Below are 26,412 nucleotides of genomic sequence, written 5' to 3'. Positions count from 1 at the left end.
AGATGTGTATAAGGGACCGCCCTCCGGCATCACGCATCGTCCGGGGGAAATTTTGGTCCGCCCCTATCTGCCGCTGAACGCCCTGCGTGCCTTCGAGGCGTCGGCACGACATCTCAGCTTCACCCGCGCGGCCATCGAGCTGTGCGTGACCCAGGCTGCCGTCAGCCATCAGGTCAAGCTGCTGGAGGAGCGGCTGGGCGCCAGCCTGTTCCATCGCCTGCCGCGCGGCCTCGCCCTGACCGACGAGGGGAGGGCTCTGCTGCCGACGCTGGAGGAGGCGTTCGATCGCATCGGCGGGCTGCTCGACCAGTTCGAGGGCGGGCGGTTCCGCGAGGTCCTGACGGTCGGCGCCGTCGGCACCTTTGCCGTCGGCTGGCTGCTGCCGCGGTTGACGCGCTTCCGCGAGGCGCATCCCTTCGTCGACCTGCGCCTGTCCACAAACAACAACCGCGTCGATATCGCGGCGGAGGGGCTGGACTACGCCATCCGCTTCGGTGACGGCGCGTGGCACGGCACCGATGCCGTTCATCTGTTCGATGCGCCGCTGTCGGTGCTGTGCGCGCCGGAGATCGCCCGGCGACTGCGCGAACCCGGCGATGTCGGGCGCGAGACCCTGCTGCGCTCCTACCGGTCCGACGAATGGCCGGGCTGGTTTGCCGCTGCCGGGATGGAGCCGTCGGCGATGCCGCCGGTCAAGGGGCCGGTCTTCGACTCCTCGTCCCTGATGGTGGAGGCGGCGATCCAGGGGGCGGGGGTGGCATTGGCTCCGGTGGCGATGTTCCGCCGGCCGCTGGCCGTGGGGCTGATCGAGCAGCCCTTCGCCGTTACCGTCTGCAAAGGCGCCTATTGGCTGACCTCGCTGAAATCCCGGCCGGAAACGCCGACCATGCGCGCCTTCCGCGACTGGCTGTTCGCCATGGTCGCGGAAGAGGCGGCAGGCTGAGCCGTCAGGACAGGGTGACGCGGCGCGGGGCCTGTTGACGTTCCCGCTGCTGCCAGAAGCGCAGCCGCAGCCGCGGCGCCATGAACCAGGCGATGGGAGCGGCAAGGATGACGCTGAGGATCACCACGGTCGGCATCAGCGTCATCGCCTGTTCGGAAAAGCTGGGGATGCCCAGGACCAGGACGGTGCCGATGCCGAAGACCACACCCTGGATCATGCCGTAGATCAGGATGGCGAGGCGTAAACGGGTGGACATGTGGCTGCTCCGCTGAAGTTGGATGGTGCATAGACCGTTTCCCTCTTCAACCGGAATGAGGTCGCAATGTTCCGAACGCTATCGGAGGGAGTCTGCTCCGCCCGATAGCGGTCGTATACATACAATTATTGGGCGTGACGCGAACTTGCCCTCACTGGTGCGCTCGCCACCACGCCATCAGCCCGGTGGTGGAGCTGTCATGTGCCCCCTCGGCAGGCCCAACCTCCATCTCCGGCAGGATGGTGTTGGCCAGTTGCTTGCCCAACTCCACGCCCCACTGGTCGAAGCTGTTGATGTCCCAGACGATGCCCTGGACGAAGACCTTGTGCTCGTACAGCGCGATCAGGGCGCCCAGCGTCGCCGGGGTCAGGCTTTGCATCAGGATGGTGTTGGACGGGCGGTTGCCGGGGAAGACGCGGTGGGGGACCAGCGCCTCCACCTCCGCCGCCGGCTTGCCGGCCTTGGTCATCTCCGCCCGCACCTCGTCGGCGGTCTTGCCGCGCATCAGCGCCTCGGCCTGGGCGAAGACGTTGGACAGCAGGATGCGGTGATGGGCGCCGGCCTCCGCCCCGATCGGGTTGTGGGTGGTCGCCGCCGCCACGAAGTCGCAGGGGATCAGCGAAGTGCCCTGGTGGATCAGCTGGTAGAAGGCGTGCTGGCCGTTGGTGCCGGGCTCCCCGAACAGCACCGGACCGGTCTGGCAATCCACCGGCTCGCCGCCGCGGGTCACCGACTTGCCGTTGCTCTCCATGTCCAGCTGCTGGAGATAAGCGGGGAAGCGGTGCAGATACTGGTCGTAGGGCAGCACCGCGTAGGACGAGGCGTCCCAGAAATTGCGGTACCAGACGCCCAGCAGGGCCAGCAGCACCGGCATGTTGCGCTCGAGCGGCGCAGTCTGGAAATGCTCGTCCATCGCATGGGCGCCGGCCAGCATCTCGGAGAAGCGTTCCGGGCCGATGGCGATCATGATCGGCAGGCCGATGGCCGACCACAGCGAATAACGGCCGCCGACCCAATCCCAGAAGCCGAACATGTTGGCCGGGTCGATGCCGAACTTGCGCACCTCCGCCTCGTTGGTGGAGACGGCGACGAAATGCTTGGCGACATGCGCCTCGTCCTGCGCGGTCTCCAGGAACCAGCGGCGGGCGGAATGGGCGTTGGTCAGCGTTTCCTGCGTCGTGAAGGTCTTGGACGCGATGACGAACAGCGTGGTCTCCGGATCCAGCCATTTCAGCTGTTCGGCCAGATGGGTGCCGTCGACGTTGGAGACGTAATGCAGCGCCACATGGGCATGGGCGAAGGGCTTCAGCGCCTCCGTCGCCATGACGGGGCCGAGGTCGGAACCGCCGATGCCGATGTTCACCACGTCGGTGATCGGCTGGCTGGTGTAGCCGCGCCACTCGCCGTCGCGCACCGAGTTGGCGAAGGCGTCCATCCGCTCCAGCACCGCACGCACGCCCGGCATCACGTCGCGGCCATCGACGGTGACGGCGCGGTCGGAACGGTTGCGCAGGGCGGTGTGCAGGACCGCGCGCTTTTCCGTGAGGTTGATCGGCTCGCCGCCGAACATGCGGGCACGCGCCCCCTCGACATCCTGTTGACGCGCGAGGTCGAGCAGCAGGCGGACCGTGTCCTGCGTGATGCGGTTCTTCGAATAGTCGAGGAACAGCCCCGCGGCTTCCATCGAGAAGGCTTTGAACCGGCCTGGATCGGCGGCGAACAGGTCACGCATGTGCGTGCCGGCCATGTCCTGGCGGTGGTGGGCAAGGGCGGCCCAGGCGGGGGAACGGGTCAGCGCGGTCATGATGCTTTGGACTCCTTGACGTCATCGGTCCTTTGACGCGGCCCATCTGCGGGGCGTGCGGAGCCTAACACCGACCGCCTGCCGCGGCCACGGGCCAAAACGCGGCGGTCGGCGCTGCTTATCGGCCTATGCGGGGCGGCCAGGGTGCAACCGGGCACCGCGGTCGGGTGTTGTGGTCTTTGCAGAACTGCGACAGGAGGACAGCATGTCGGACAAGCCTGCCACGGACAAGCCTGTTGCTCCGCCGCTGGAAGAGCGGGAGGAGCAACGCGACCGCGACGATGCGATGCTGCCGGATCAGGTCGGGATCATTCCCGGCAAGGTGCCGGGCAGCCCGGTCGATCCGAGCGATCCGCGCTTTCCGGGGAGCCAGCCGGATTTGGCGTGAGGAGAGGCTGGGGGTGTCGTCAGCCGACACCCCCGGTTCACTCAGCTTCCGCCTTCGATGGTCCGCGTCGGCGTCACGCCCTCCGGCTTGCCGACCAGCACGGTCAGCAGCTTGGCCGGGTCGAGCAGGCGCCGGGCTACCCGCTTGATATCCTCCTGGCTCACCGCGTTGATGTAACGGTCGCGCTGGTTCAGGTAGTCGATGCCGAGATTGTCGCGCTTCACCTGCAACAGGATGCGGGCGATGGCCTGGGTCGAGCCGAGTTGCAGCGGGAAGGAGCCGGTCAGGTAGGTCTTGGCGTCGGCCATCTCCTGGTCGGTCAGGCCGTCCTTGGCCATGCGCGCCCATTCCTGGCGCATGATGTCCAGCGCCTGGCCGGCCTTGGCGTTGACGGTGGAGCCGCCCGCCATCACCAGCGCGGTATGGTCCATCGGGATCAGGTAGCTGTAGACGCCATAGCTGAGGCCGCGCTTCTCGCGCACCTCTTCCATCAGGCGCGAACCGAAGCCGCCGCCGCCCAGCACATAGTTCATCACCGTGGCGGCGTACCAGTCGGGATCGTCGCGCTTCACTCCCGGCTGGCCCATCAGCATCACCGTCTGCGCGGTCGGGCGCGGCAGCAGGATGGTCTGGCCCAGCCCGGACATCGTCACGTCGGGGATCGGCTTCGCCTCGGTCTTGGCCGGCAGCCCGCCGAACACCTTGTCCAGCGCCTTGCCCAGGTCTTCCGGCGAGATGTCGCCGGTTGCCGCCACCACCAGCCGGTCGCGGCCGAACTGCCCCTTCACGAAGGCGCGCAGGTCGTCGGGGGTGATGGCCGGCAGGCTTTCCAAGCTGCCGCGACCCTCGCCGCCATAGGGGTGGTCGGGGAAGGCGGTGGCGTAGAACTGGCGCCGCGCGACATAGTTGGGGTCGGCGAGATCGCGCCTAAGGCTGGCCATGACGGAGGCGCGCATGCGGTCGAGCGCCTCGGGCGCGAAATGCGGCTCGGTCAGGGCGAGCCGGGTCAGCTCCAGCGCCTCGTCACGGTTGTCGGCCAGGGTGCGCATCGAGCCACTGAAGCCGTCGCGCCCGGACTCGAAGCCGAGCGCGATGGCCTTGTCCTGCAGGCGCGCCTGGAAGGTCTGGGAGTCGTACGGTCCGGCACCCTCGTCCAGCATGGTGGAGGCGATGTTCGCCAGCCCTTCCTTGCCCTTGGGGTCGGTGCCGCCGGCCCCGTCGAAGACCCATTCCAGCGCCAGGACCGGCACCTTGTGGTCCTCGACCAGCCACGCCTCGATCCCGCCAGGGCTGACCACCCGCTTGATGTCCATGGCCTGGGCGGGCGAAAGAAGGGCGGCTGCCGTCAGGAAGAACGCCACGACCGCCAAGCGGATGGGGGGAAGTCCGCGGGCGGATGAAACATCGTGAAACACGCTCATCCTCAACTGTCCTTTCCGGTCGGGGGCAGCAGCAGGCCGGTGACGTGGTTGGTCTGGCTCAGCACGGCGCGGGCGGCAGCATTGACCTGATCGGCGGTGACGGCGTCGATGCGCACCGGCCAGTTCTCCACGTCGTCGATGCTCTGGCCGGTGGCAAGCGCCGCACCCAGCGTCTGGGCCGGTCCGGTCAGGCTGTCGCGGGCATAGGCCGCCGAGGCCAGCATGCGCTTGCGCGCGGTGGCGACCTCCTCCTCCGTCACGCCGGATTTCAGCAGCTTGTCGACCTCGGCCCACAGCGCCGATTCGAGCTTGTCCATCGGCACGCCGGCGGCCGGGCTGGCGCCGACGCTGAGCGTCGCCATGTCCCAGGCGGTCGGCCCGTAGCCGAGCCAGGCCGAGGTGGCGAGCTTCTGGTCCACCACCAAGCTGCGGTAGAGGCGCGACGTGGTGCCGCCGCTCATGATCTCGGCCAGCACCTGCAAGGCATAGGCCTGGCCGGTCTGGTCGAGGCGGTAGGACGGGGCGGTCCAGATGCGGCGGACCGAGGGCTGCCGCACCTCCTCGTCACGCAGGACCACCTGACGGGAGGAGGTCAGCGGCGGTTCGGTTACCCGCTTGCGTTCCGGTACCGGGCGGGCGGCGATGGCGCCGTAATAGCGCTCGGCCAGCGGCTTCAGCTCCGCCGCGGTGACGTCGCCGGACACCACCAGGATGGCGTTGTTGGGGGTGTACCACGTCTTGTAGAAACGCTCCGCCATCTCCCGCGTCAGCGCCGACATCTCCTGCGGCCAGCCGATCACCGGGGTGCCGTAGGGGTGGTGGACGAAGAGGGTGGCGTTGATCTGCTCGCCGATGCGGTCGGCCGGCTCGTTTTCGATGCGCTGGCGCCGCTCCTCGATGATGACGTCGCGTTCGGGATAGACCACGGTATCGGTCAGCTTGAGGTTGGCCATGCGGTCGGACTCCATCCGCATCACCATCTCCAGCCGGTCGCGGGCGACGTTCTGATAATAGGCGGTATAGTCGTAGCTGGTGAAGGCGTTGTCGCGCCCGCCGTTCTTGGCGATGATCCGGCTGAACTCGCCGGGCTGGATCGCATCGGTCCCCTTGAACATCAAATGTTCGAGGAAATGGGCGATGCCGGACTGGCCGCGCTCCTCGTCGGCGGCGCCCACCTTGTACCAGACCATGTGGGTCACGACCGGCACGCGGTGGTTCGGGATGACCACCACCTGCATGCCGTTGGACAGGGTGAAGCTCTCGGGGAAGAACACTCCCTTTTCCGCCGCATGGGCGGGCAGGGGGGCGAGCGGAATCGGTGCCAGGGGCGCCGCGACGGTCATCGTCAAGGCGAGAAGTCCTGCCGCGGCGAGGCGGCGGGCTGGAATGCAGGCGGGCATGAGGGCTCCCGGATCAGGAGGACCGAATCGAAAGGGCGCCCTTCGCTGGGAAGGGCGCCCCCGGAAACTGGTGTGATGTCGTGTCTTGGACAAGACCGAACGAACGGCCCGGGCTTAGAACAGGCCTTCCAGAGGCGCCTTGCGCTTGCGCTCGATCGTCGGGGTGGCAGCCCCGTCCAGCGCCTTGCCCTGGGCCTGGGCCTCGCGCAGGCGCTGCTGCTCCTTGGCCGGATCGACGACGGAGACGGGCGGCTGCTGGGTCTGCCAGAACAGGAGCGAATCGATCCAGCTCTTGTCGGCGACGATCAGCTGGGTGGTTTCCTGATCGACCTTGGCGCGGATGTTCGGGTCGATGCCGTCGCGGGCCGAAGCCTGGGCGACCAGCGACTTCTCGCCCGCCGTTGCGCCTGCCGCAGCAGCCTTGGCGCCACGCGAGGAGCCGCCGAACACGGCGCCGGCGGCCATCTGGGTCGGGGTGCTGTCCTGCGGACGGGCGGCACCCGGACGCGGCTTCGGCAGGTCCTGCATGCTGGGCGGCAGGGTCAGCGGAGCGCGGGAAACGACGGAGAACTCGTCGGGGCTCTGGCGGTCGAGACCGATGGACCGGCGCACATCCGAGCAGCCGGCGAGCGTCAACGCCGCAAGCGCCAGCCCGATGAGCGGGAGCCGAGTCCGGGGAAAGGAGAGGGCGGAGGAGATGCTGGTCACGTTCGGAGGATCCCGTCGTCTGTCACGTCGTAGCGACCCGGCCCGAAGGTCGAGGCCGCATGGTCAGTGCTCGCCAGCGGTTATAACGCCACCGGCGACGGAACTCTTACGACTTTTCGCGGCCCGCGAACAGTCCGTCGATCAGCAGCAGCACGACGCCGACGCTGATTCCGCTGTCGGCCACGTTGAAGGCCCAGAAATGCCAGCCGCCGACATGGAAATCGAGGAAATCGACCACCGCCCCGTGCAGCATCCGGTCGGCCACGTTGCCGACCGCCCCGCCGATGATGAAGCCCAGCGCCAGGGCGATCAGACGGCGTTCCGCCTGCCGCAGCCAGAAGACCAGGCAGACGGCGATCACCGCCGCGATGGCGCTCAGGATGTAGGGCATCAGCGCCCCGCCACTGGCGAAGGTGCCGAAGCTGACGCCGTAGTTCCACACCAGCACGAGGTTGAAGAAGGGGGTCACCTCGATAACATGCGGCACCGGCTGCATGACCTGCTCGAGGATCCACCACTTGCTGCCCTGGTCGAGGACCACCACCAGTACGGCGACGATCAGCCCGAACAGCCAGTAGGACCGGGATTGGTTGGCGACGAAGGCGTTCATGTGCCCACACATCCTCCCTCTCCCCCCCGGGGAGAGGGTCGGGGTGAGGAGGATGCGCGGCGAGGAGCATCCGGCAGGCGGATCCCCCTCACCCTAACCCTCTCCCCGGGGGGGAGAGGGGATAGAGCCGCGATTGTGACGACTTGCCTCATGCCACCGCGTCGGAGCAGCGGATGCAGAGCGTCGGATGGTCGTGGACCGTGCCGACCTCCTCCAGAACCTTCCAGCAGCGCTCGCATTTCTCGCCTTCGGCCAAAGCCGGGGCGACGGCGATGCCGGGGACGTCGGCCAGGGTGAAGGCCCCCTCCGGCGCCGCGGCGTCCGTCACCTCGATGGCCGAGGTGATGCAGACGTCCTGGAAATCGACATCGGCCAGCAGGGCCTTGGTCGCGGAGTCGACGAAGACCGTCGGATCGGCCTGGAGGGACGAGCCGATGGTCTTGTTGGCGCGCTCCAGCTCCAGGGCGCCGGTGACCACGCGGCGGACGGTGCGCACCGCCTCCCACTTGGATGCCAGCGCGTCGTTGCGCCACTCCGCCGGCACCTCCGGGAAGCCGCGCAGATGCACGCTCTCGTCGGTCCAGCCCGCACCGTCCGTCAGGCCTTCCGGCCGGGCGAGCCACGCCTCCTCCGCGGTGAAGCAGAGGATCGGAGCCAGCCAGGCGGTCAGGTTGGAGAACAGATGCTCCATCACCGTCCGCACCGACCGGCGGCGCACCGAATCGACCGGATCGCAATAGAGGCTGTCCTTGCGGACGTCGAAGTAGAAGGCCGACAGCTCCACCGCACAGAAGTTGTGCAGGGCCACGAACAGGGCGTGGAAGTCGTAAGCCTCGACCTTCTCGCGGACCAGCGTGTCCAGCTCCGACAGGCGGTGCAGGACCCAGCGCTCCAGCTCCGGCATCTCGGCGGCGTCGATCCGCTCGGCCGGGGTGTAGTCGGCGAGCGCGCCCAGCAGGTAGCGCAGCGTGTTGCGCAGGCGGCGGTAGAGGTCGGCCTGGGTCTTGATGATCTCCTTGCCGATGCGGAGATCCTCCGAATAGTCGGAGTTGATGATCCACAGGCGCAGGATGTCGGCGCCATACTGGTCGCAGACCTCCTGCGGGGCCACCACATTGCCCAGCGACTTGGACATCTTGCGGCCCTGCTCGTCCAGCACGAAGCCGTGGGTCAGCACCGCGTTGTAGGGCGCCCGGCCGCGGGTGCCGCAGCTTTCCAGCAGCGAGGAATGGAACCAGCCGCGATGCTGGTCGGAGCCTTCCAGATAGAGGTCGGCCGGCCAGGCCAGCTCCTCCAGCCGCTGCTCCAGCACGAAGGCGTGCGAGGAGCCCGACTCGAACCAGACGTCGACGATGTCCTTGACCTGCTCGAAATCCTCGGCGGAGTAGCTGTTGCCGAGGAAATCCTGCGGGTCGCGGGCGAACCAGGCGTCGGCACCCTCCTGCTGGAAGATGTCGGCGATGCGGGCGAACACCGCCTCGTCGCGCAGGATCTCGCCGGTCGACTTGCGGACGAACAGCGCGATCGGCACGCCCCAGGCGCGCTGGCGGCTGATGCACCAGTCCGGACGGCTCTCGATCATCGAACGGATGCGGTTCTCGCCCTGCGACGGGACCCAGCGGGTGTCGGAGATCGCCTGCAAGGCCACCTTGCGCAGGTCGTTCGTCTCCATCGAGATGAACCACTGCGGCGTGGTGCGGAAGATCAGCGGCGCCTTGGAGCGCCAGCTGTGCGGATAGCTGTGCTTGATGCGGTTGCTGGCCAGCAGCGATCCGCACTCCTCGAACGCCTCCAGCACCGCTTTGTTGGCGGGGCCGGTCTTGCCCTGGTCGGTGTAGACGGCCAGCCCGGCGAACAGCGGGACGTGGGCGTAATAGCGCCCGTCCTCGCCCACCGTCTGCGGCACCTCGATGCCGTTGGCCTGGCCCAGGCGGAAGTCGTCCTCGCCATGGCCGGGGGCGATGTGGACGAAGCCCGAACCGGCATCGGTCGTCACGAAGTCGCCGGCCAGCAGCGGCACCTTGAAGTCGTAGCCCTTGCCGTTCAGCGGATGGCGGCAATAGGTGCCGGCGAGCCGCGAGCCGGGGAAACGGTGCAGTTGCTTCCACTCGGTGATGCCGGTCTCCTTCAGCACACTCTCGGCCAGCGCGGTGGCGAGCACGAGGCGCTCGCCGACCACCGCCTTGCTGCCCTCGGCGACCGCCGTGACCTTGAAGGTCGCGTATTCGATCTCGTCGCCATAGGCGATGGCGCGGTTGCCCGGCAGGGTCCAGGGGGTGGTCGTCCAGATGACGATGCTGGCCTCGTCCACCTCCGGCGCCGACGACCCCCAGACGGGGAAGCGGGCGAAGACTGTGGTGGAGGTGTGGTCGTGGTATTCCACCTCGGCGTCGGCCAGCGCGGTCTTCTCGACCACCGACCACATCACCGGCTTGAAGCCCTTGTAGAGGCCGCCGTTGACCGCGAACTTGTGGATCTCGCGGACGATCTGCGCCTCGGCCGGGAAGGTCATGGTGGCGTAGGGCTGCTTCCAGTCGCCCTCCACGCCCAGACGGCGGAACTCGGCGGCCTGGATGCCGACCCACTCCTCGGCGAACTGGCGGCATTCGGCGCGGAACTGGATGAGCGGCACGTCATCCTTGTTCTTGCCGGCCTTGCGGTACTTCTCCTCGATCTTCCACTCGATGGGCAGGCCGTGGCAGTCCCAGCCGGGGACATAGTCGGCGTCGAAGCCCTGCATCTGGCGGAAGCGGACGATGACGTCCTTCAGGATCTTGTTGACGGCATGGCCGATGTGGATGTTGCCGTTGGCGTAGGGCGGGCCGTCATGCAGCACGAACTTCTTGCGGCCCTTGGCGCCGGCGCGCAGCTTGCCGAACAGGTCCATCTCGGCCCAGCGCTTCAGCAGCTCGGGCTCCTTGGTCGGCAGGCCGCCGCGCATGGGGAAGTCGGTGCGGGGCAGGAAGACGGTCGATTTGTAATCGCGGGTCATATCGGATCCCTGGGGAAGGCGTCACGATCGGGCGGCGATTTCCGCCTCCCGACACACATAAGGTCTCGATCCCGGCCCTCCTCAGAGAGCCGGGCCGGTAATTCGCGCGTCTCGCGCAAGGATCCACGGAAAGCCGGTCATCGCGCGCGATATTAGCGGCGTGCGCGGTGCGGTCAAGGATGCGGCGCGGCATTGCTGCCGCGCCGCGATTTCGATCCTCACGGGCATGGCGATCGTCAGGCCCGAAGGACGGAGGTCATTCTTTTGGCGACCTGTCGGTGCTGAACTGGTGTGGCCCGATTTTTAGACCGCTGCGCTCCAGGCGCTGTGAACGAGCGGAAGCCAGTTGGAGTATTGGGAACCGTTGAAATAGGCGTTCTCAATCGTACCGACATATTCGGTTCCGTCGTTCCTCAAGGCGTTCTTGATGACGATGCCATTGTCGATCCCACTGCCGTTCCATTGCCCGTCCTGGTAGAGGTACAGGGTCGAATGATCGGCGCCGAAGCTTATCTTGAGATTGCTCGGCAGGTTAACCGCCCAAAGAACGTCTCCGTTGTTCACTTCATTTCCGCTGGCATCGTCAATGACTGTGACGCCGGCGGTGGCGAAGTCATGGTAATAGACATCATTGCCGGCACCGCCTTGCAGAAGATCGGCGTTGAACATGCCGGCGGCAGCGCCGCCACCCAGGAGCGTGTCGGTTCCGTTGCCGCCGAAAAGCTGGTCCGTTCCGGGGCCGCCATCCAGATAGTCGTTCCCGTCATCTCCCCAGAGCCAGTCGTTGTCTTCCTGACCATAGAGGACATCGTTGCCTTGAAGGCCATTCAATCGATCATTGCCATAGCCGCCGTAGAACGTGTCGTTTCCGGTGTATCCGATCACCGTATCATTGCCGCCGAGCGCGAACACTCTCCAGTCGCCAACATAAGCCCCGGATGTCGGCACTTGGACGGAGTCATTGTTTTCGGTCAATTGAGTTTGAAACGCCATGTCATTCTCCAGTATGTATTGGCCGGCGCATTGACGCTGACAGGTAAAATTTCTGTATCTGGCAAAGAGAGTCAACATACATAAATCACTGATGTTTCTAATGATTAGAATTCTAAGGGATGGATTGTGGCGCATTAATGATGATTTTTGACTTTATCGCGGTGATGAGGTGCTGTTTGTTGAAATTGACTCGCATTATATTTTATGAATAAATGATCCGAGGAATTTTCAGGGGGGCGGATAAATGGATGTCTTGAAAGCAGGAAAAGGGGGATACGATGTCAATAGTGCGCTGATCTCCCGATCGGCGAACGGTGCTGCCCCGACCTCTCCCGCAACCAAGCCTTCAACCGGAATCAACACCGATGGGAGCGATGGCGGTCGTGCCGCCGGCCCCGTCGATACGGTGTTCCTCTCCGAGCAGGCGAGCCGTGCCTTGCGCGTCGATCTCAGCGCGGAAGCTTTCGCAGCAGGGCCCGCCGCCAATTCCGGTGTCGCTGCCGCCGTCAAGGACATGGACAAGATCGTTCCGGCGATGCAGCGCCACGCCGAAGAAAGCAGCCGTTACATGGAAAAGCTCAGCGCGCTGGCGCGGAGCACGTTCGGGCTGGGTGAGAATGTCAGCATCACGACCAGCGGAGCCGGGAATACCATGCTGGATAATCTCGCCAAGGAGAACGGCCTCCAGAAGCCGGCGATCCCTGACATTCTGAAACAGAGCGGCCTGTTGAAGGACGATACGGAGGTGGACGCCCAATCGCGAACCGGGCTCTTCGGCATGAGCGTCACTGCGGTCGGCGATCCCGACTTCGGGAAACGCATGGACCTTGCGTTCGATCGCGGAGCGAAGGTTCCCGATGGAAAACTTTCCCTTGTAGCCCTGAAGGACGGGAACCCGGCTACGGCCGGAACGATGAAAGCCATCAGGAATGGAGCGCTCTCCAACCTGACCAATCTGGGCGCGCAGGATGGGGGGAGCCTGTTCGCGATCACCGACGGTTCCGAAGATGGCAATGCCACGGTTGCGGCGTCGGTCCGTTCCTTCGGTATGGACGACCGGGTCAAGACTTCGGCGATCGGCATTCTGAAGACGATTGGGCGCTACCTGCCTGGCTGACGGCGGCAGTCAGCCAGGCAATGCCTGACCATATCCACAAGCGAGGTGCGGAATATTGGCGGCGTGTGCGGTGCGGTCCAGGACGGCCCATTAGGACGGCCCATGTCCCGCCGGTGCACGGCAGGGTCCGAAAATACCGCTGGTCACGGGGTGGTGGTAAATCTTAGGGTGTTCGCGCCGCGGACGAAGGGGCAGGGAAGTACCTGAACGGCGGTTCCGGGCATGCGGCACGCGCAAGGGCATCGGCGGGCATGATCGACCAGCGGACCAGCGTCTTCCTGTCGGAGTTCCTCGACACCCCCAACAGGGATCCAGCGGTTCTGGACCGCTTCCTTCTGCAGGGACCGGACGGTGGCCGGCGCGGGGCGAAGCCGCACCTGAAGGTTGCCTTCTTCGATTTCTGGCCGGAGTTCGATCCGTCCGCGAACCTCTTCGTGGACATCCTGTCCGCCCGCTTCGAGGTGTCGGTGGTCGAGAACGACAGCGACCTTGCCATCATCTCCGTGTTCGGCACCCGTCACCGGGAAGCGCGGACGGCCCGGTCCATGTTCTTCACCGGTGAGAATGTGCGGCCGCCGCTCGACAGTGTCGATATGTCGGTGTCTTTCGACCGCATCGACGACCCCCGGCATTTCCGCCTTCCGCTCTACGTCATGCATGCCTACGACCATCTGCGCGAAGGGGCGGCGCCGTATTTCTGCCATTCCGTCCTGCCGCCCGTGCCGCCGTCGCGGGAGGAGGCCGCAGAGCGGAAATTCTGCGCCTTCCTCTACAAGAACCCCAACTGCGCCCGCCGCAACGACTTCTTCCACATGCTCAGCGCCCGGCGCCATGTTGAGTCGGTGGGCTGGCTGCTGAACAACACCGGCAGCGTGGTGAAGATGGGCTGGCTGCCGAAAATCCGGGTGTTCTCCCGCTACCGCTTTGCCTTCGCCTTCGAAAACGCAAGCCATCCCGGCTATCTGACTGAGAAGATCCTGGACGTTTTCCAGGCCGGTGCGGTGCCGCTCTATTGGGGCGATCCCGGCGTCCTGCGCGATGTCGCGGCCGGCAGCTTCATCGACGTGTCGCGATACTCCTCCGACGAGGAGGCCATCGACGCCATCCTGGCCGTCGACGACGATTACGGCGCCTACCGCCGCTATCGCAGCACGCCGCCCTTCCTCGGCACGGAGGATTTCCACTTCGATGCCTACCGTCTGGCGGAATGGATCGAAAGCCGTCTTTGACTGTGGCTTTGACTGTGGGGGAGGTGGAGCGATGAGGCGGGTGTTGTTGAATTATGCCGACGGTGCCTTCACGACGGCGCAGAAATACAATGGCAAGACCGGCATGGAGACCGGCGGCTTCGACGGTGTCGCAATGATGGGGCGCCAGCGCATCGATGCCGCTTTCGCATCGCGGAACCGGCATGTGCTGGACCAGCCGCGCGGGGCCGGCTATTGGCTGTGGAAGCCTTACTTCATCGACCGGCTGCTGCGCGAGACTCTGAAGGACGGCGACATCCTGTTCTACAGCGACAGCGGCGCCCATTTCGTCCACAGCGTCGATCCGCTGATCGAGATTTGCCGGCAGCGGCGCGATCTGCCGATCCTGCTGTTCACGCTGGAAGAGTCTCACCGCAACGGCGTCTGGACCAAGCGCGACTGTTTCCATTACATGGGGCTGGACCGGCCCGATGTCGTCGAGGCGCCGCAGATCATGGGCAGCTTCATCCTGTGCGAACGCGGGCCTGAAACCATGGACTTCGTCGCGCAATGGCTGCGGCTTTCCCAGGATGCCCGGCTGATCACCGACGCGCCCAACGAATGCGGCCTGCCGAACTATCCGGAGTTCCGCGACCATCGCCACGACCAGAGCATCCTCAGCCTGCTCGGCCGCCGCCATCGCGTGACAACCATTCCCGACATCTCGCAATGGGGGGACGGGAGCCGTCCGGCCGGGATTCCCCGCATCATGGAACACACGCGCTGGCGCGACTAGGGCCGGTTGTGGCAGAGAGAAGCCCGGTACATTCCCTTCAACCGCCAGCGGCGATCGGCAGCAGCGCATGACCAGTTTTGCCCGTGCCGTGGCGGCGGAAAACGCCGGCAGGCTGGAGGAGGCCAGGGCCCGCTACCTCGACGCCCTGCGGGCCGAGCCGCAGAATCCGGCGGCCCTGCACCGGCTGGGGGTGGTGGAGTTGCGGCTGGGCAACCCGGGCGACGCGGTGGTCCTGTTCCAGAAGTCGCTGGCCATCGCCAAGGACCTGGAGGTCTATCTCGATTTCGGAGCGGCGATGGCCGGCATGGCCCGCTGGGATGCGGCGGCGACGGTCTATGGCGCCGCTCTGCGGGTTGCCCCCGCATCGGCCGACGCCCATTACGGTCTGGCGATGGCCCTGCACCGGCAGGGGCGCCCGCAGGATGCCGAGCCCCATTACCGCAAGGTGCTGGCGACCTTTTCCCATCTGGGAGAGGTCCACAACAACCTCGGCGTCGCCCTTCAGGACCTCGGCCGGTTCGCGGAGGCCGCCGCCGCTCATCGCGAGGCGGCGCGGATCGATCCCGCCGACGCGCCGTCCTGGTCCAAGCTGGGCGTGGCCCTCCATGCCATCGGACAGGGGGCCGAGGCGGAAGCCGCCTTCCGCAAGGCGCTCGGCCTTGCGCCGCAGGATGCCGACTGCTGGCACAATCTGAGCGGTCTGTTCGATGCCGGCGGTCGCCCGGCGGAGGCGCTCGCCGCCGGCCGTCTTGCGGTCGCGCTCGATCCGGGGAGTGCCCGCAACTGGCTGGCCCTGGGCAATGCCGCCGGTGCTGCGCGGCGCCTGGAGGAGGCATGGCGCGCCACGTCGGCCGCGGCTCGGCTGGAGCCTTTGAACCCGGCGGCGCGCAACAATCTCGCCAGCGCCTTGCAGGAACTCGGACGCTGGCGCGAAGCGGTGGCCGAATACCGTGCGGCGCTGGAACTGCAACCGGACTTTCCGGTGGCCGAGATCAATCTGGCCCAGGCTCTGTCGGGGCTGCGCGAAGCGGACGGGGCGCTGGCGGTCCTGCGGGCCCTGCTTGCCAGGCACCCGGCGAACGGCGAGGCCTGGCGGCGGCTGGGCAGTGTGCTGGCCGAGGGCGTCCGCCCCGATGCCGCGGTGGCCGTTCTGCGCAAGGCGGTGGCGCTGGCCCCCGGCGAGCCGGGTGCCCAGGCCGATCTGGCGATGGCCGCCGCGATGGCCGGCTGGAGCACGCAGTCGGTGGACGCCTGCCGGCGGGTCCTCCGGCTGGTTCCCGGCCATGCCGCAGCCCTCGGCCAACTCGTGCATCAGCAGAGGCTTCTGTGCGACTGGCGCGATCTGGACGGGCTGGAGGCGGAGCTTCTCCGGCAGGTGCGCGCCGGGGCGGAGGGGGTGTCGCCCTTCGATGTCCTGTCCTGCGCCTCGACCCTCGCCGACCAGCAATTCGCCGCAGCCCGCTGGGCAGCGGCGAAGGCCCGCGGCGCCGGGACCGTCACCCGGCCGGTGGCGGCCGCAGACGATGGGCGGTTGCGGGTCGGCTATCTGTCGTCGGATTTCCGTGAGCATGCCATGGGCCACCTGATGGTCGATGCGCTGGAAACCCATGATCGGTCCCGCTTCGCCGTTACCGCCTATTCGACCGGCTTCGACGACGGCAGCGCGCTGCGCCAGCGGTTCCAACGCGGGATCGAGCGCTTCGTCGACCTGCGCCGCCACACCGACGCCGATGCGGCGCGGACAATCGCGGCGGACGGCATCGACATCCTGGTCGATCTGACCGGCTTCACCTCCTTCTCGCGCACCTCGATCCTGGCGGCCCGTCCCGCCCCGGTGCAGGTCAATTGGCTGGGCTATCCCGGAACGCTGGGGGCGGGCTATGTCGACTACATCGTCGCCGATCCCACGGTGATCGCGCCGGGCGAGGACGGATTCTTCAGCGAGCGGGTGGTGCGGCTGCCGGATTGCTATCAGCCCAACGACCGCCGGCGCGCCATCGCCGAGGCCACGCCGACACGCAGGGACTGCAGGTTGCCCGAGGACGGTTTCGTCTTCTGTTGCTTCAACAGCGCCTACAAGCTGACGCCCGCCTTGTTCGACGGCTGGGCGCGCATCCTGGCGGCGGTGCCGGGCAGCGTGCTGTGGCTCTATGCTGGCGATCCCCAGGTGGCGGTCAACCTGCGCCGCGAGGGCGAGGCCCGCGGTCTCGATCCCCGCCGGCTCGTCTTCGCCCAACCCCTGCCGCACGCGGAGCATCTGGCGCGGCACCGGCTGGCCGACTTGTTCCTCGACACGCTTCCCTACAACGCCCACACGACGGCCAGCGACGCGCTGTGGGCGGGCCTGCCGGTGCTGACCCGGCGCGGGACGACCTTCGCCGGGCGCGTGGCGGCCAGCCTGCTGCGGGCGGGCGGATTGCCCGAACTGATCGTCGACGGGCAGGAGGCCTACGAGGCGAAGGCGGTGGCGCTCGCCCGGTCGCCCGGACGGCTCCGCGACCTGCGGCAGCGGCTGGCACTCAACCGGCCGGTCTGCCCGCTGTTCGACACGCCGCGCTTCACCCGGCATCTGGAGGCGGCCTACCGGGCGATGTGGGACATTCACCGGGCCGGCGGGGCGCCGCGCCCGATCGCCGTCACGGCCGAGGACGCCGGCGGTCCGGCATCCGCCATGGAGGGAAGAGGGGAGAACGCATGACCACCGGCGAGAGCACAGCAGCGCGGCTGCACATCGTCGTCCCCTACCGGGATCGCGAAGACCATCTCCGGCAGTTCGTTCCCTGGGTGAGCGCGTATTTCGACCGTCTGGCGCAGCCGATCGATTATCGCGTCACCTTCCTGGAACAGGAGGCCGGGCTTCCCTTCAACCGTGGGGCGCTGAAGAATGCCGGCTTCCTGCTGGGCGAAGGGCGGAGCGACTATGTCTGCCTGCACGACATCGATTATCTGCCGGTCGATGCCGATTACTCCTGGGCCGACTGTCCCACCCCGATCCTATGGTACGGGGCGGAGCAGCGCCCGGTGGCGCCGGGACGCTCGGACCGCACGGTGACGACCAACCTCGAAAGCACGATGGGCGGCGCGTTGTTGATGCCGAACGCGGCGATGCGGCAGATCGACGGCTATTCCAACCTCTTTTGGGGCTGGGGATACGAGGATTTCGACTTTTCACTGCGCATTCGGGCGCGCCGCATCCCCACCGGCCGGCGCAAGGGGCGTTTCCAGCCGCTCGACCATGTCAACGACGGCTTCACGCCGGACGCGGCGCCATCCCCCATTTCCCTGGTGAACCGCCGCGTGCTTCAGGGGCTTTGGTCTTCCGGCAAGATCCCGGCCGGCGACGGCTTGTCCTCGCTGTCCTTCGAGGTGCTGGACCGCAGGCCGTGCGATGGGTGCGTCGAGGGTGCGCAGGACCGTTGGGAGGTCGTCCGGGTCCGCTTCGCCCATGTCCCAACGCCGGAACAGGCGGCGGCGGACGGCACCCACGCCTGACATCCGCCTGACATCCGCGGGGGGGGCGGCGGCTCCACCGCCCCCCCCCCGATATCGTCACATGCTCGACTTGCCGCCGTGGGCCGACGACCAGCCGACCGGGTCGTTCAGGAACTTCTCGACTTCCGACAGGGTGTTCTCGTCGAAATAGCGGTTGTCGCGGGCGACCTTCAGCACGTCCCACCAGGTGCACAGCGCGTGCAGGCGCACACCGATGGCGTCCATATTGACCTTCGACTGCGGGAAGATGCCGTAGTGGAAGATCACGAAGGTGTCGGTCACCTGGGCGCCGCCGTTGCGCAGCGCGGTGACGAAGTTCTCCTTGCTCTTGCCGTCGGTCGCCAGATCCTCGACTAGCAGGACGCGCTGGCCCTCGGTCAGCAGACCCTCGATCTGGGCGTTGCGGCCGAAGCCCTTCGGCTTCTTGCGCACATACTGCATCGGCAGTTCCAGCCGGTCGGCGATCCAGGCGGCGAAGGGGATGCCGGCGGTCTCGCCGCCCGCCACCGCGTCGATGGCCTCATAGCCGATCTCGCGCTCGATGGTGGCGACGGCGAAATCCATCAGCGCCTTGCGGGCGCGCGGGAAGGAGACGATGCGGCGGCAGTCGGTGTAGACCGGGCTGGCCCAACCCGAGGTGAAGATGAAGGGCGTCTCGGCGTTGAAGTGCAGCGCCTTGATCTCCAGCAGGATCTTGGCCGCGGTGGCGGCGATGGTGGCCTGATCGGGCAGGGTCGACATGGAAGAAGGGCTCCGGAAAACGGGATGGCATCGCGCGGATGCCCATTGTGTAGCGGGGGAGGGCGCGATTCGCAATTCCCGACCACCCATCCTCGCTCATTCCGGTAGCAGGCGGGCGTCCGCCGTCAGGCTGTCCGCACGGTGCGGGTGTAGCTGTCGACATCCGCCCGCAGCTGCTGCATCTCCCGGCGCAGCTTGGCCGCGGCCCCGGCCAGTTCGCCGGCGGTGCGGTCGGTCCGCACAATGACGTCGTGGACGCCGCCCAGCATGCCGGACATCGCCGTCACCGCGCCTGACCCGTCCTTCATCGCCCGCAGGATCCCCTCCGCCGCGTCCGATTGCCGCGACACCGCATCCGCGATGGCCGCCCCGCTGTCCCGGGCCGCATCCACCGTCCGGGAAACCCCATCCATGGCATGGACCGCTTCGTCCACGATGGTCTGGATGCCGGCGATCTGGCTTTGGATGTCATCGGTAGCACGCGCGGTCTGGCCCGCCAGGCTCTTGACCTCGCTGGCGACCACGGCGAAGCCCTTGCCGGCCTCTCCGGCACGCGCCGCCTCGATGGTGGCGTTCAGCGCCAGCAGGTTGGTCTGGCTGGCAATCGAATTGATCAGGCCGACAACCTCCCCGATGCGTCGCGACGCCTCGGCCAGTTCGCGGATGCGGCTCGCGGCTTCGTCGGTCCGCTGGACGGCGTCGGCGGTCATCCGCGCGGCCTTCCCGCTGTGGCGGCCCACCTCGTCGATGAGGGCTCCCAACCCATCGGCGCCGGCGGCGGCGTCGCCCACGATGCGGCTCGCGGTGTCCGCATGTCCGCGCACATGACCGACCTCGTCCGCCGCCCGGCCTGCGTCCTCGGACATCGTGCCGGCGGTGGATTGAAGCTGTTCGCTGGTGGTGCCCAGCCCGCTCAGGATGATCTCGGTCTGATGGGTGAAGCGTTCCGTGGCGTCGTTCAGGGCGGCAAGTTTGCGCTGCTCCTCGTCCCGCCGCGTCTCCTCCTCGGCCCGGCGGCGGTCGAGATCGCTCGCCTGGCTCTGCATCAGCATAACGGCCGCGGTCACCCGGCCGATGGCATCATCCACCGGATACTTCAATGCAATATTGCGTCGTCCGCGCCCGATCTCGGCGATTCCGTCCGCGGCGCGGTCGAGCGGCCGGATGATCGAGCGGCCGATCACCAGCGCCATCAGGGCCGATCCGCCGATGGCCAGTGCGGTCACCACGCCGATCAGCACATAGGCGTAGGTCGTGATGGTGGCCGAATTGCCGTCGCTCGCCTGGTTTTCCGCCCGGATCAGGGTGGACAGGGCTTCGTTGCGCTCCTCCAGCCTATGGAAACGCTCCAGAAAGCCGGCAAGTCCGTCCTTCGCCTTTGCCCTGTCGCGCAGGGCCACCTCGATCAGCCCCTCCGCCGCCCGGATGTATTCCTCCATCTCGGGCAGCAGTTCATCCAGCCCCCTGACGATTGCGGGACTCAGGACGAGGTGCCGGTTGGCGTTCAACGCCTCGCGAAACGTGTCGGCATGTTCCTTGAGATCCTTTCGGACCTCGTCCCGCTCCGCTTCCGCTCCGTCCGGGCCGGTCAGAAGAGCGGCAAGCACGTCGGCACGCAGGGCGTCGTGCATCATGTCGCCCGCCTGATGATTCGACAGGGCTTCCCCCGTGATCAGAACCTGACGGTTTGCACCATCGACGGAGGAGAGCGCCGAGACCGCGACGCTCCCCACGACCAGCAAGGCCAGAGCGAAGGACAAAGGCAGCAGGGACATTTTCCGGGACAGGGTCAGGACGGACATCTGCACAACCCTTCATTGGTGCGCGAAATGGGATTGACGCATCATCCGTGCAGGATAGGCAATTTTATATGCTGATTCCTATAGGAATTTTCGGGATGTTGCGCGAACGCCCGGCCGTTCGCGCATTTCGTCAGACCTTGCCGCGCACGCTGCCCAGGAAACGGTCCACCTGGGTGTGCAGCAGCTCCGCCTGCTTCGACAGTTCCCCGGACGAGGAGAGCAGGCGCGATGCGCCGCTGCCGGTTTCGGAGGCCGCCTGGAGCACGCCGCCGATCGAGGACGAGACCTCGTTGGTGCCGGCTGCCGCCTGCTGGACGTTGCGGGCGATCTCCATGGTGGCGGCGTTCTGTCCGTCGACCGCCTGGGCGATGGTGCCGACGATGACGTTCACCTCGCCGATGGTGGCGGCGATGCTCTGGATCGCCCCCACCGCGTCGGCGGTGGCCGTCTGGATCTCGGCGATCTGCTGCGAAATGTCGCCGGTCGCCTTGGCGGTCTGGTTGGCGAGGCTCTTCACCTCGCTGGCGACGACGGCGAAGCCCTTGCCCGCCTCTCCCGCCCGTGCCGCCTCGATGGTGGCGTTCAGCGCCAGCAGGTTGGTCTGCCCGGCGATGGAGTTGATGAGGTTCACCACGTCGCCGATCTGGTTGGCCTTGGACGACAGGCCGTCGACGATGCGGTTGGTACCATCGGCCTGATCGGCGGCCTGCTTGGCCTTGCGGCTGCTTTCGCCGATCTGGCGGCCGATCTCCGAGATGGAGGCGGCCAGTTCCTCCGCGGCGGCTGCCACGGTCTGGACGTTGACCGATGCCTGCTCCGACGCGGCGGCGACGGTGGTCGCCTGGGTCTCGGTATGGTCGGCGGTGGTCGCCAGCGACTTCGCCAGTGCCCGCACCTCGGTGGAGGAGGAGGCGACGCTGTCGACCACGCCCTTCACCTCGTTCTCGAACCGGTCGGCCAGCGCGGCCATCTCGGCCCGCTTGCGTTCCTCGGCGGCATGCTCGGCCTCGGCCTGACGGCGGCGGAAGGCGTCGGCCTCCACCGCGTTGGCCTTGAACACCTCGACCGCACCGGTGATCTGCCCGATCTCGTCCTTGGAGTCCGAGGCCGGGACGGTGACGGTCAGATCGCCGCGCGCCAGCGTCAGCATGGCGTTGGTCAGGCGGCGCAGCGGGCGCAGGGCGGCCACCGTCCACAGGCCGAAGGCGCCGGCCATCAGCAGGGCGGCGCCGCACAGCGACAGCATCAGCGTCTGGAAGCCCTTGGCGACGTCGCGCGCACGCGCGGCGATGGTCTGGTTCTTGTGCTCCTGCAGGTCGATGAAGGCGTTGATGCGCTTCAGCCATTCGGTGAAGGCCGGACGAGCGTCCTGCATCAGCCCCTTTTGCGCGGCGGCCATGTCGTTCGCCTTGCGGGCGGCGATGACCGTCTTGATCGCCGGCAGGCTCTTCGCCTCGATCTCCTTAATGCCGGCCAGCAGCTGCCGTTCCTCAGGCTCGATGTCGGCCATGCCGGCGAACATGGCGTCGAGCGGCTTGGCGGACTCCTCGTAATAGGCGGCCAGCCGGTCGATGTCGGCCAGCACCAGCGACAGGGTCGCCGGGTCGGTGGTCAACACCACGTCGCGCAGGGCGATGGCCCGGTCGTGGACGCTGCCGCGGAAGTTGATCGCATAGCGCTGCTTGACGCTGTTGACCTCGTTGATCCGGGTGAGGTCGGCGTCGATCTTCCGCACCTCGCGGACTCCGATGACGGTCAGGCTGATCAGAAGGACAAGAACCACGCCGAAGCCGAGAAACAAACGTGTGCGGATCGTGGCATGCCGTGGAGGAAACATGTCGGCGCATCCCGTCGAAGTTAGCCCGCATGGGCAATAAGCGGACTTTATCCCAAAGGTGTTACTTTTTGGGTTACTGAAGATGCGCTTTTCCGTCGGTCCGGCAAGGCAGCCCGCGCAACCCTGCGGGACGATGTGCGGGTTGCGGATCGAAGGCACCGCCGCAATATGCGAGGGCCGGAGACCGATCCGGAAAACCGCCTTGGATTTGCCGATGCAGCCCCTGTCCACGTCCCGCCGCAGCCGCAGCCTGTCACGTCTGCTGGCGACAGCCTTGCTCCCGGTCCTGCTGCTTGCGCCGCTGGCGCCAGCGTCCGCCGCCGATGCGGATGGGGGCGCCCGGCAGGACCGGTCTGAGCGCGCCGGATCGGCGGCTGCCAAGTCAGAAGGGACCAAGTCAGAAGGGACCAAGTCAGAAGGGGCCAAATCCGAAACCGCAAAGGCCGACGATTCCAAAGCGGATGACCTCCGGGGGGTCGATTCGCAGCGCAGCGTGACCAGCCACAGCCTGCCGCTGCCGGACGGCGCGTTGGCCTATACCGCGACGGCGGAGTTCCTGCCGCTGCGCGACGGCGCCAAGGAGGAACTGGCGGCGCGCATCTTCACGGTGACCTACACCGCCGATTCCAAGACGCCGGCCGCCGGTCCGCGCCCGGTCACCTTCGTCTTCAACGGCGGGCCGGGGGCGGCGTCGGCCTATATGCATCTGGGCGCCGCCGGTCCGAAGGTCGTCGCCTTCGGTCCCGACGGGGCTCTGCCGCCGCCGCCGGCCCCACTGGTCGACAATCCCGACAGCTGGCTGGCCTTCACCGATCTGGTCTTCATCGATCCGGTCGGCACCGGATACAGCCGCGCGGTGAAGCCCGACGAGACGGAAAAGCGCTTCTGGTCGGTGGACGGCGATGCGCGGTCGATGGCCGAGATCGTCCGGCTCTGGCTGACCCGGAATGGCCGCTGGTCGTCGCCGACCTTCCTGGCGGGGGAGAGCTACGGCGGCTTCCGCATCGCGAAGATGGCGGACGAGCTGATCGATCAGGTCGGGCTTGCGGTGAACGGGCTGATCCTGGTTTCCCCCGTCGTCGATTTCGCCGCCATCGACGAGGACGGCATCCTCGGCCCGGCCTGGAAGCTACCGTCGATGGCGGCCTCCGCCGCCGCGCTCGGCCGCACCTCCGGCACCCCCGAACAGGCGGCGGAGGCGGCGGAGCGCTTTGCGCTCGGCCCCTATCTCACCGGGCTGGCCGGTCTCGACTACGGACGGCTCGATGACGCTCGGGACGTCTTCGCCGAGGTGGCGCGCATCACCGGCCTGCCGGTGGAGACGGTGCGGCGCCAGCGCGGGCGCGTGCCGATGGGTGTCTTCACCCGTGAGCTGCTGCGCGATCGCGGCCGCATTCTCAGCATCTATGACGGCACCTTCACCGCTCCGGATCCCGATCCGGGTGCGCCGCGGGTGCCATTCGATCCCTTCCTGAAGGGCACGGTGCCGACCTATAGCACCGCCTTCGCCGCCTATGCCCACGATGCGCTGGCGGTGCGGACGGAGCAGCCCTACCGGCTGCTCAGCGACCGGGTGAACCGGAACTGGGAGTGGCCGCGCATGTCGGTGCCGAGCGCGGTGGATGCGCTGCAAACGGCACTGACCCTTCAGCCGGCGCTGCGGGTGCTGATCGTCCATGGCCGCACCGACCTGATCACGCCCTACATGGCCTCGCGCTGGGTGGCGTCGAGGCTGGAACTGCCGGAGGGCGAACGCGGCCGGGTGGCGGTGACGGTGCATCCCGGCGGCCACATGATGTACACGCGGGGCCAGGGCCGCGCTGCGCTGGCGGCCGACGCCCGTGCGCTGATCGCGGAAAGCCTGCGCCCGCGGTGACCGGCGCCTGCCGGAGTTGGAAAGCCCGGAATCGGAAAGGGGCGCCCTGGTGGGGGCGCCCCTTTCCGTGTTTCGGATCGCTGTCGCGGATCAGAACAGACGCAGGATCGACTGCTGCGACTGGTTGGCGAGCGAGAGGGCGATGGTGCCCAGCTGCTGGCGGGTCTGCAGCATCAGCAGGCTGGCGCCTTCCTCGTTCTGGTCGGCCAGCGTCAGCTTGCTGGCGCCTTCCGTCAGCACGTCGCTGAACTCCTTGGTGAAGCTCTCGCGGGTCGTGATGATGTTCAGGTTGGTCGACAGGTTCTGCGAAGCGGAGCGGATCGTCGCCTTGGCGTGATCCAGGCCGGCGACCGCCTTGTCGATGTCGGAACGGTCCATCCAGCTGTTCTGCGCGCCGTCCAGCTGCAGGCCCTGGCCGCTGGTCGACAGGTTGACCGCGGTCACCGTGATCGCGTTCGTGTTGCGCTCGTTCAGCTGGACCGTGATGTCGTTCGACGTGTTGGCGTCGGAAATCTGCTTGGTGACGATGTTGGCCGAGCAGTTGGCCGAAGCCGCCTTCTTGATCGTCTTGGCGTCGATTTCCATGCGGACGGTGCCGCTGTCGAAGTTGAAGGACTGCTCGCCGCCCGTCAGCTTGCCGTCGCCCTTGTCGTTCATGGCATCGCGGGTGACCTGGGCGCCGTTGGAGTTGGTGACCTGGATTTGCAGGTCGACCTTCTTCTCGATGACCGAGACGCCGTTGCCCTGGTTGTTGGCCGCTTCCAGCAGGCGGCGGTCGACCGTGAAGGACACGATGGTGCCCGACGCGAAGCTTTCCGAGATCTTCTTGGTCAGCGCGTTGGTGGCGCTGGTCGTCACCGTCATTTCGCGCACCGCGCCGGCCGTGGCGTTGCCGGTGAGGGTGATCGTGCCGGTTGCGGTGACGGTTGCGGTGGCGACGTCCTTGCCGACCAGGCGGCCGGTACCGGTGAGGGCCGTGCTGATCGAGGCCTTCAACTGGGCGGCCACCTGGGCCGAAGCGTTCTGGCCGATGGCGACGTCGCCCTTCGTGGCGGTGTAGCTGAAGGACTGGCCTTCCACCGTGATGGTGAAGATGTCGCCTTCTTCGATCGTCCCGCCGACATTCACCGTCGACACCTGGGCCGAACCGGTCTTGGCGGCCGTCGTCAGCTTCGCTTCGATGGTCTGGGTGTTGTCGAAGTAGGAGATCGTACGGCTCTCGTCGCCGTCCGACACGATGAAGTCGCGGGAACGGCCGTTGGCGCCGCGCACCTCGATCTGGACGTCGGAGAAGCTGCCCAGCGAGCCGGACATCGTGCCCGACAGCTTCAGGCCGATGAAGCCGTGCGCGTTCTCGGTCTTGGAAATGTCGGCGGTCTTGCCCTCGATCGAGCCGTCGCCCTTGACGCGGATCGAGTAGGTGTCGGCCGAGATGACGTTGGTGACGCGGGCGTTGTCGACGCCGGTCATGCTGTTGACGGCGGCACGGGACGCGCTGGTGCTGTCCATGCTCATGCCGTTGCCGTTGATCAGGTTCTTACCCTGATAACCGCTGTCGGCAGCCAGCTTGTCGATCTGGTCCTTCAGCGTGTTGAACTGGGTGGCGAGCGACTTGCGGGTGGCGACGGAGGCGGCATCGTTGCCCAGCGCCGCGTAGGCGGCGGTGGTCAGGCCCTTGGCCTGGTCGACCAGCGAGTCGATCGAGGTCAGGCCCTTGTCGGCGGCCTGGATGGTGCTGATCGACTGGCCCATCGCGTCCTTCAGCGAGGACAGGTCGCCGGCGCGCTGGTTCAGGCCCTTGGCCGAGAAGAAAGCGGTAGGACCATCCAGAGCCGAATTGATCTTGTTGCCCGTCGACAGGATGTTCTGCTTCTTGTCGATACCGGCCTGCGTGCTCTGCAGCTGCAGCAGGTTGGTGCGCATCGAAGCGGTCAGGGTCACATTTCCGGCCATGGTCCTAGTCTCCTTCTGAGGCTGTCCCCGCCCCTGGTCATTTGACCGGCGAGGCAACGTGCGTTTTCCTGACACCACTCTTTCAAGCGCTGTGCC

The 26,412-nt window shown here is 67.0% G+C and carries 20 protein-coding genes; 8 read left to right on the top strand and 12 right to left on the bottom strand.

The window, feature by feature from the left end; translation table 11 throughout:
* Positions 1-943, top strand: a 943-nt coding sequence (locus tag GBZ48_RS24435; RefSeq protein WP_343049649.1) for a LysR substrate-binding domain-containing protein, incomplete at its 5' end; no start/stop codon positions are given.
* A gap of 4 nt (positions 944-947) precedes the next feature.
* On the opposite strand, the gene GBZ48_RS24430 is transcribed toward GBZ48_RS24435, so the two are convergent.
* Together GBZ48_RS24430 and pgi are read right to left on the bottom strand one after the other, a co-directional pair.
* Entirely contained in the window at positions 948-1,199 is a 252-nt protein-coding gene (locus tag GBZ48_RS24430; protein WP_109445327.1) for a hypothetical protein, read from the bottom strand.
* Positions 1,200-1,350: 151 nt separating this feature from the next.
* Positions 1,351-3,003: a glucose-6-phosphate isomerase gene (gene pgi, locus GBZ48_RS24425; RefSeq protein ID WP_174473391.1), complete on the bottom strand. Its 1,653-nt coding sequence runs from the start codon at positions 3,001-3,003 to the stop codon at positions 1,351-1,353.
* A 205-nt stretch (positions 3,004-3,208) separates the two neighbouring features.
* Between pgi and GBZ48_RS24420 the strand changes: the two genes are divergently transcribed.
* Complete coding sequence (locus tag GBZ48_RS24420) at positions 3,209-3,391, top strand: hypothetical protein (protein WP_174473390.1); 183 nt, start codon at positions 3,209-3,211, stop codon at positions 3,389-3,391.
* A gap of 41 nt (positions 3,392-3,432) precedes the next feature.
* Here the strand turns inward: GBZ48_RS24420 and GBZ48_RS24415 are convergent, their stop codons facing one another.
* From GBZ48_RS24415 to GBZ48_RS24390, 6 genes are all read right to left on the bottom strand, one after another.
* On the bottom strand, positions 3,433-4,812 hold the full coding sequence (locus GBZ48_RS24415; RefSeq protein WP_174473389.1) for a M16 family metallopeptidase: 1,380 nt from the start codon (positions 4,810-4,812) through the stop codon (positions 3,433-3,435).
* 2 nt (positions 4,813-4,814) lie between these two features.
* Positions 4,815-6,212, bottom strand: coding sequence for a M16 family metallopeptidase (locus GBZ48_RS24410; protein WP_174473388.1), 1,398 nt, complete (start codon positions 6,210-6,212; stop codon positions 4,815-4,817).
* A gap of 114 nt (positions 6,213-6,326) precedes the next feature.
* The gene (locus tag GBZ48_RS24405) at positions 6,327-6,920 is read right to left on the bottom strand and encodes a DUF3035 domain-containing protein (RefSeq protein WP_174473387.1); all 594 of its coding nucleotides are present in this window, start codon (positions 6,918-6,920) and stop codon (positions 6,327-6,329) included.
* Between the two features lie 106 nt (positions 6,921-7,026).
* Positions 7,027-7,530, bottom strand: coding sequence for a signal peptidase II (lspA, locus tag GBZ48_RS24400; RefSeq protein ID WP_109452580.1), 504 nt, complete (start codon positions 7,528-7,530; stop codon positions 7,027-7,029).
* A gap of 148 nt (positions 7,531-7,678) precedes the next feature.
* Positions 7,679-10,522 (bottom strand): isoleucine--tRNA ligase, encoded by a 2,844-nt coding sequence (gene ileS, locus GBZ48_RS24395; RefSeq protein ID WP_174473386.1) that lies wholly within the window; start codon positions 10,520-10,522, stop codon positions 7,679-7,681.
* Positions 10,523-10,825: 303 nt separating this feature from the next.
* Entirely contained in the window at positions 10,826-11,515 is a 690-nt protein-coding gene (locus GBZ48_RS24390; RefSeq protein WP_209798357.1) for a calcium-binding protein, read from the bottom strand.
* Positions 11,516-11,759: 244 nt separating this feature from the next.
* On the opposite strand from GBZ48_RS24390, the gene GBZ48_RS24385 reads away from it, so the two are divergent.
* The 5 genes from GBZ48_RS24385 (at position 11,760) to GBZ48_RS24365 (ending at position 18,107) form a co-directional block, all read left to right on the top strand.
* Complete coding sequence (locus tag GBZ48_RS24385) at positions 11,760-12,632, top strand: hypothetical protein (protein WP_174473384.1); 873 nt, start codon at positions 11,760-11,762, stop codon at positions 12,630-12,632.
* A gap of 251 nt (positions 12,633-12,883) precedes the next feature.
* Positions 12,884-13,861: a glycosyltransferase family 10 domain-containing protein gene (locus GBZ48_RS24380; RefSeq protein ID WP_174473383.1), complete on the top strand. Its 978-nt coding sequence runs from the start codon at positions 12,884-12,886 to the stop codon at positions 13,859-13,861.
* Positions 13,862-13,892: 31 nt separating this feature from the next.
* Positions 13,893-14,615, top strand: a complete 723-nt coding sequence (locus GBZ48_RS24375) for a hypothetical protein (RefSeq protein ID WP_174473382.1) — start codon at positions 13,893-13,895, stop codon at positions 14,613-14,615.
* Between the two features lie 67 nt (positions 14,616-14,682).
* The gene (locus GBZ48_RS24370; protein WP_174473381.1) at positions 14,683-17,313 is read left to right on the top strand and encodes a tetratricopeptide repeat protein; all 2,631 of its coding nucleotides are present in this window, start codon (positions 14,683-14,685) and stop codon (positions 17,311-17,313) included.
* The gene (locus tag GBZ48_RS24365; RefSeq protein ID WP_174473380.1) at positions 17,310-18,107 is read left to right on the top strand and encodes a galactosyltransferase-related protein; all 798 of its coding nucleotides are present in this window, start codon (positions 17,310-17,312) and stop codon (positions 18,105-18,107) included. The genes GBZ48_RS24370 and GBZ48_RS24365 overlap by 4 nt, the downstream gene beginning before the upstream one ends.
* 57 nt (positions 18,108-18,164) lie before the next feature.
* Here the strand turns inward: GBZ48_RS24365 and GBZ48_RS24360 are convergent, their stop codons facing one another.
* From GBZ48_RS24360 to GBZ48_RS24350, 3 genes are all read right to left on the bottom strand, one after another.
* Positions 18,165-18,848 carry an orotate phosphoribosyltransferase gene (locus tag GBZ48_RS24360; protein ID WP_014247028.1) on the bottom strand — a complete coding sequence of 228 codons (684 nt, stop codon included), beginning with the start codon at positions 18,846-18,848 and terminating at the stop codon, positions 18,165-18,167.
* Positions 18,849-18,973: 125 nt separating this feature from the next.
* Positions 18,974-20,650 carry a methyl-accepting chemotaxis protein gene (locus GBZ48_RS24355; protein WP_174473379.1) on the bottom strand — a complete coding sequence of 559 codons (1,677 nt, stop codon included), beginning with the start codon at positions 20,648-20,650 and terminating at the stop codon, positions 18,974-18,976.
* A gap of 130 nt (positions 20,651-20,780) precedes the next feature.
* On the bottom strand, positions 20,781-22,487 hold the full coding sequence (locus GBZ48_RS24350; RefSeq protein WP_174473378.1) for a methyl-accepting chemotaxis protein: 1,707 nt from the start codon (positions 22,485-22,487) through the stop codon (positions 20,781-20,783).
* Between the two features lie 493 nt (positions 22,488-22,980).
* Here GBZ48_RS24350 and GBZ48_RS24345 point away from each other — a divergent pair, with 493 nt between their 5' ends.
* Complete coding sequence (locus GBZ48_RS24345) at positions 22,981-24,363, top strand: S10 family peptidase (RefSeq protein ID WP_343049647.1); 1,383 nt, start codon at positions 22,981-22,983, stop codon at positions 24,361-24,363.
* Between the two features lie 90 nt (positions 24,364-24,453).
* On the opposite strand, the gene GBZ48_RS24340 is transcribed toward GBZ48_RS24345, so the two are convergent.
* Complete coding sequence (locus tag GBZ48_RS24340) at positions 24,454-26,316, bottom strand: flagellin N-terminal helical domain-containing protein (RefSeq protein WP_174473377.1); 1,863 nt, start codon at positions 26,314-26,316, stop codon at positions 24,454-24,456.
* Positions 26,317-26,412: the final 96 nt, after the last annotated feature.

This window comes from Azospirillum melinis, from assembly GCF_013340935.1.
In the GTDB taxonomy this organism is placed as follows: Bacteria; Pseudomonadota; Alphaproteobacteria; order Azospirillales; family Azospirillaceae; genus Azospirillum; species Azospirillum melinis.
The sequence above is the reverse complement of the archived record's forward strand: the minus strand, read 5'-3'. Positions and strand labels throughout refer to the sequence as shown.